Below are 5170 nucleotides of genomic sequence, written 5' to 3'. Positions count from 1 at the left end.
GGCAGTGCGGGCCATCCCGGCCCCTGCTGCTCGACGACGAGGAGGCCATCGCCACCGCCGTGTCCCTGCTCGCCGGTGCGGGCGGCGAGGTCGCGGGGGCCGGGGAGGCGGCACTGCGGGCGCTGACCAAGCTCGACCAGGTGCTGCCCCTGCGGCTGCGGCCCGACGTCCGTGCGCTCGCCGGCTCGGTGGAGTCATTCGGCGGTGGCCGTACCCCGGTCGACCCGGACGTCCTCATGACCCTGGCCCGCGCCTGCCGCGACCAGGTCGAGGCCGGCTTCGGCTACCCGTCCGGCAACGAGGTACGCCGGCGACGCGTCGAGCCGTACCGCCTGGTCGCCTCGGACCGCCGCTGGTACCTGTTCGCCTACGACCTGGACCGCGACGACTGGCGCAGCTTCCGCGCCGACCGGATGACCGAGGTGGCCGCCCGCACCTGGCACTTCCGCCCGCGCCCGGCCCCCGACGCGGCGACGCATGTGCAGGAGGGCGTGGCGAGCCGGGTCTACAAGCACCAGGCCCGGTTCCTCGTGCACGCGCCGGCCGACACCGTCCGCGCGCAGGTCCCGGCGTCCGCGGCCGTGGTTCGGCCGCGGGGGAGCAAGCGCTGTGAGGTGCTCAGCGGGGCCGGGAGCCTGGATTTCGTCCTCATGCACATGGTCCTGCTGGGACACGACTTCGAGGTGCTCGACCCGCCGGAGCTGGTGGGACGCTGCCGCGCGCTGGCCGAACGCCTGCTCTCGGCCGCCGCGGCCACGAAGTAGCCCTCGCTCAGCGGTGTCCGAGCTCGCCGCGGAGCCGTTCCATCTTCTTGTCGAGGTTGCCGGCCACCGTCGCGGCCTCCTGGAGTTCCTCGACCAGGCCGGCCGGGATGTCGCCGCGGTACTTGTAGTGGATCTTGTGCTCGAGCCCGGCCCAGAAGTCCATCGCCGCGGTCCGGATCTGCACCTCGACCGGGACCAGCTCCACCCGGTCGGAGAGGAACACGGGGATCTCGAGGATCAGGTGCAGGCTCTGGTAGCCGTTGGGCTTCGGGTGCCGGATGTAGTCCCGGGTCCGGAGAACCTTCACATCGGGCTGACGGGTGAGCATGTCCGCGACGCTGTAGACGTCGGAGATGAAACTGCAGGTGATCCGGACGCCGGCGATGTCCAGCAGGTGCTCACGGATGCTCGCGGGCTCCGGGCCGTACCCCACCCACCGCGGTGCCCAGCTCGGCACCCCGCTCGAAGGGATTGGCCCGCGGCTCGCGCCGCACCGGTCGCTGAGTGAGCTGGTCTGCCTCGATCATGGTTCATGGTTGCCCGCGGCCGCGTCCCGGCACATCCACCAGCCGCAGGCTTTCGTCCCGGCCGCCGTACACCAGCCGCGGTATCCGGCGGGGTTGGCGGTCATGACGGTTGACTGACGGCGCTCAGTCCGGGACGGCCACCAGCAAACCGGACGGCGGCGGCAGCTCGGTGAGTCCGGTGAATTTCCAGCCGGTCTCGGTCAGCCAGCCGGCCACCTCGTCGACCTGGTAGAGGTCACCGCCGCTGATGATGAGGAACTCGCCGGCGCCGTAGCGGGCCGACGGGTGCGGTGCCCGGTCGGTGCGCCACCAGTCGACGAGCAGCAGTGTGGCCTCGGGGGTGGCGGCCGCGCGCAGGCGCCGGAACAGCTCGGTGATCCGGTCCGGGGGCAGCAGATGCACGAGGTTCGCGACCAGGATGACGTCGTGCCCGGCCGGCAACGGCGACTCGAAGATGTCGGCGCCGATCGCGGTCAGGCGGGGGATCGCCTGACCGGCGACCGCCGCGGCCACCTCGGGCAGGTCGATCAGGGTGACGCTCAGATTCTCGTACGCGGACAGAATCGGCCTTGCGAACGTGCCGTAGCCACCGCCCACGTCGAGCAACCGCCGGTTCCGGCCGAAGTCGTACGTGCGAGCCAGGTCGGCCGCGGTCTCGGCGGTGACGAGCGCGACCGTCGACTCGTACGCCTCGGTCTGGGCCTTGTTGAGTACCGGCCGCACGCCGCGCCGGGTGCGGAACGCCTCGATCGCGTTGCCCCAGGCCGGATAGCTCACCGTCGCCCAGTAGCGGGCCATCGGTCGCAGGTCGGCCGGGCCGCGTCCGGTGAGGAACGCCTCGGCGTCCGGCGCGGTGCGGAAGGCGGCCCCGTCCCGCTCCAGCAGGCCGGCGTCGGCGAGCAGGTCGGCCATCGCCCGTGCGCTGCGTTCCGGGATGTCGCACCGTTCGGCCAGCTGGGCCGGGGTGGCGGGTTCGGGCCCGGCCGCGGCGAACAGGCCGGTCTCCACGGCCGCGAACAACGTCTGGGAGATCATGTAGCCGCAGTACAGGTCGATGATGCGCGCCGGGCCGGGCGGACCGTCCGGCGACTCGAACACCCGGGACATCGCGGCACCTCCTCGCGTTCCGGTCCACATTGTCGCCCATCGATGGGATCCCGTGGGGGCCGCTTCGCGGGAAAGGGTCCGGCCCGGGACGGTGGAGTCCCGGGCCGGGGTGGTGCGGTGCTGCGGATCAGCCGAAGTTCACGTCACTGCACCACATGTAGGCCTGGTCGAGGTGCGAGGCCTGCCAGATGACGAACAGGATGTGGTGTCCGGTGTAGCCGGAGGTGGAGATGTTGAACGTGATGTTCTGCGCCGGGGCGTACCGTCCGGTCTGCGTGAGGAAGTCGAGGTTGCCCCACCCGAGGCTCTGGGTGGCCGGGTTGAACCCGTTCTTGCTCACGTAGACGCGGAAGTAGTCGGCGCCGTGGCTGGCCTGGTCGTACAGCTTGACCGAGAAGTTGTTGCTGACCCGGGTCTGCTTCCAGGCCCCGGGCGTGTTCAGGCTGTTGTTCCTGGTGAGGCCGTTGCTGCACAGCTGGCCGTCCGGCGTACGGGCCTGGTACTGCCCGCCGAGGCCGTCCCGCAGCGCGCTCATCCAGTTCCACATGGTGTCGGAGTTGGCCTGGAAGGCCTGCCAGCACATGGGGTCCTGTTGCTGCATGGCCGGGTCCATGTGGTGGGTGCCCCAGGACTGCCAGCACTGGTAGGCCCGGGACGCCGGGTCGACGATGGTGCCGTGGGCCTGCGCCGCGCCGGCCCACGGCAGCATGCCGGCCGTGATGGCGAGGAGCAGGACGAGTGCCCGGAGAGGCTGGCGGACGGCTGAGGAGGATCGCCTACCGGATTGCCCGAGCTTGGGGGAACTCATGGATCATCTCCGTTCATCGACGTGAGGTTCCATATGGGAGCGCTCCCAAGTATGACATCGAGCAATATGAATTTCAATGATTGGTCAGTATTGGTGGATTGTGTGGGGAGTTGACGGCAGTCGGGGCTCAGTGCCGGAAGCTGCCCACGATGCTGGTCAGCTCGCTGGCCAGGCGGGTCAGATCCGACGCGGCCTGCTGCGTGGTCCGGGCGCCGTCGGCGGTGGAGGAGGCGACATCGGCCACCCCGGAGACGGTACGGGCGACGTCGCTGCTGCTGGTGGCCGCCTCGGCCACCGAGCGGCTCATCTCCTGGGTGGTGGCGGTCTGCTCCTCCACCGCGGAGGCGATCGTGGTGGTGTAGTCGCCGATCTGGGTGATGACCTCGGTGATCTCCCCGATGGCGGCGGCCGCGGACCCGCTGGAGGACTGGATGTTGCTGATCCGGCCGGTGATCTCCTCGGTTGCCTTGGCGGTCTGCTGCGCCAGCTCCTTGACCTCGCCGGCCACCACCGCGAAACCCTTGCCGAGCTCCCCGGCCCGGGCGGCCTCGATGGTGGCGTTGAGCGCCAGCAGGTTGGTCTGCTCGGCGATGCTGGTGATCAGCCGGACCACGTCGCCGATCTCGGCGCTGGCCGTGCCCAGCTCGGCCACCTGGGCGGTGGTGCGCTCGGCGACGCTGCGACCGTCCTGGGCCACCTGCGCGGCCTGGCCGGCGTTGGTGGCGATCTCGGTGATCGACGCGTTCATCTGCTCGGCGCCGGCGGCCATCGTCTGCACCCCGGCGTTGACCTCCTCGCTGGCCCGGGTGGCCGAGGTGGCCCGCGCCGCCACGTCGGAGGCGCCGGACTGCAACTGGGTGCTGACCGCGGACAGCTCCTCCGCGGCGGCGGCCAGGCTGACGGCGGTCTGGGACATGCGGCCGCCGATGATCTCCCGCAGCGAGGAGGTGGTGGCGTTCAGCGCGGCGCCGAGCCGGCCCACCTCGTCGCGGCTGTCGACGTCGGCCACCGCGGTCAGATCGCCCTGCTGCACCCGCTGCAGCGTGTCGACCACCCGACCCAGTGGCCGGCTGACCGAGCGCGCCACGAACATGCCGGCCGCGACGGCCAGCAGGATGCCGGCCACGAGCACGACGATCAGCATGGTCCGGGCGTTGCGGAACGTCGACTCGGCCGAGTCGGCCGCGGCGGTGGCCTGGGCCGTCTCGACCTCGTCCAGCGCCGCCAGCGCGTCGCTGACCTTGTCGAACGCCGGGTCGAAGCTCTCCTTCTCCGCCCGGGCGGCCTCGGCGACCTTCAGATCGCGGCTCAGCGGCAGCAGCCCGGCGTCGGCGACCTCGTACATGGCGGTCAGCGCGGCCTCGAACTGCTGCCGGGCGGTCTGCTCCTGAGGGGTGCCGGCCTCGGCGGTGTAGCTCTGCCACAGCTCGCCGACCTCCGCGCGGAACGCGGTCAGGCCCTGCTCGCTCTGCTGCTTGTCGGCGGCATTGGCGGCGACCACATGCTGCAGGACCGTCGCCCGGAACTCGTTCACAGCACCGTCGATGTCGGCCAGCGCGGCGATGGGCAGCAGGTTGCGCTCGTAGATGCCGCCGCCCTCCTCGTCGACCGCGGCGAGTTTGACGATCCCGAGGCCGCCGGCCAGTGCGGCGGCCAGCGCGGCCACGAACACCGCGCACAGGACCTTGACGGTGACCGGCAGGTCACCCCACATCCGCCGACGCGAACGACCACCTGTCAGGTCGGTACTCGACATCCCCGGCCTCACCCTCACATCCCGGCCGCCCGGGTGGGCGGCAACCGAACGGCAACCTCACCACCCCCTTCGGCAGCCGCCCGCCACTCCTGAGAGCCACCCGGCGGATCATCCACGCACCCCGCCCGCCCCGCACAACAGGCCGAGGCGGCCCGATCCGGCTGTCCGGTGCGACCGGTCGGGGCGGCTCGCCCCGGCTGTCCGGCAT

The 5170-nt window shown here is 71.4% G+C and carries 5 protein-coding genes; 1 reads left to right on the top strand and 4 read right to left on the bottom strand.

Annotation, left to right across the window (positions count from 1 at the left end):
- Positions 1-764, top strand: a 764-nt coding sequence (locus AB0C29_RS32590) for a WYL domain-containing protein (protein ID WP_360828361.1), incomplete at its 5' end; no start/stop codon positions are given.
- A gap of 7 nt (positions 765-771) precedes the next feature.
- Here the strand turns inward: AB0C29_RS32590 and AB0C29_RS32585 are convergent.
- The 4 genes from AB0C29_RS32585 to AB0C29_RS32570 form a co-directional block, all read right to left on the bottom strand.
- A complete protein-coding gene (locus tag AB0C29_RS32585) occupies positions 772-1221 on the bottom strand; it encodes a hypothetical protein (RefSeq protein WP_360828358.1) in 450 nt (149 codons plus the stop codon).
- Between the two features lie 193 nt (positions 1222-1414).
- Positions 1415-2398 (bottom strand): methyltransferase, encoded by a 984-nt coding sequence (locus AB0C29_RS32580; protein ID WP_360828356.1) that lies wholly within the window; start codon positions 2396-2398, stop codon positions 1415-1417.
- 127 nt (positions 2399-2525) lie between these two features.
- Complete coding sequence (locus AB0C29_RS32575; RefSeq protein WP_360828353.1) at positions 2526-3206, bottom strand: lytic polysaccharide monooxygenase; 681 nt, start codon at positions 3204-3206, stop codon at positions 2526-2528.
- Positions 3207-3333: 127 nt separating this feature from the next.
- Complete coding sequence (locus tag AB0C29_RS32570) at positions 3334-4962, bottom strand: methyl-accepting chemotaxis protein (protein WP_360828350.1); 1629 nt, start codon at positions 4960-4962, stop codon at positions 3334-3336.
- Positions 4963-5170 lie beyond the last annotated feature (208 nt).

It is taken from the genome of Actinoplanes sp. NPDC048791, from assembly GCF_040650095.1.
In the GTDB taxonomy this organism is placed as follows: domain Bacteria; phylum Actinomycetota; class Actinomycetes; order Mycobacteriales; family Micromonosporaceae; genus Actinoplanes.
The sequence above is the reverse complement of the archived record's forward strand: the minus strand, read 5'-3'. Positions and strand labels throughout refer to the sequence as shown.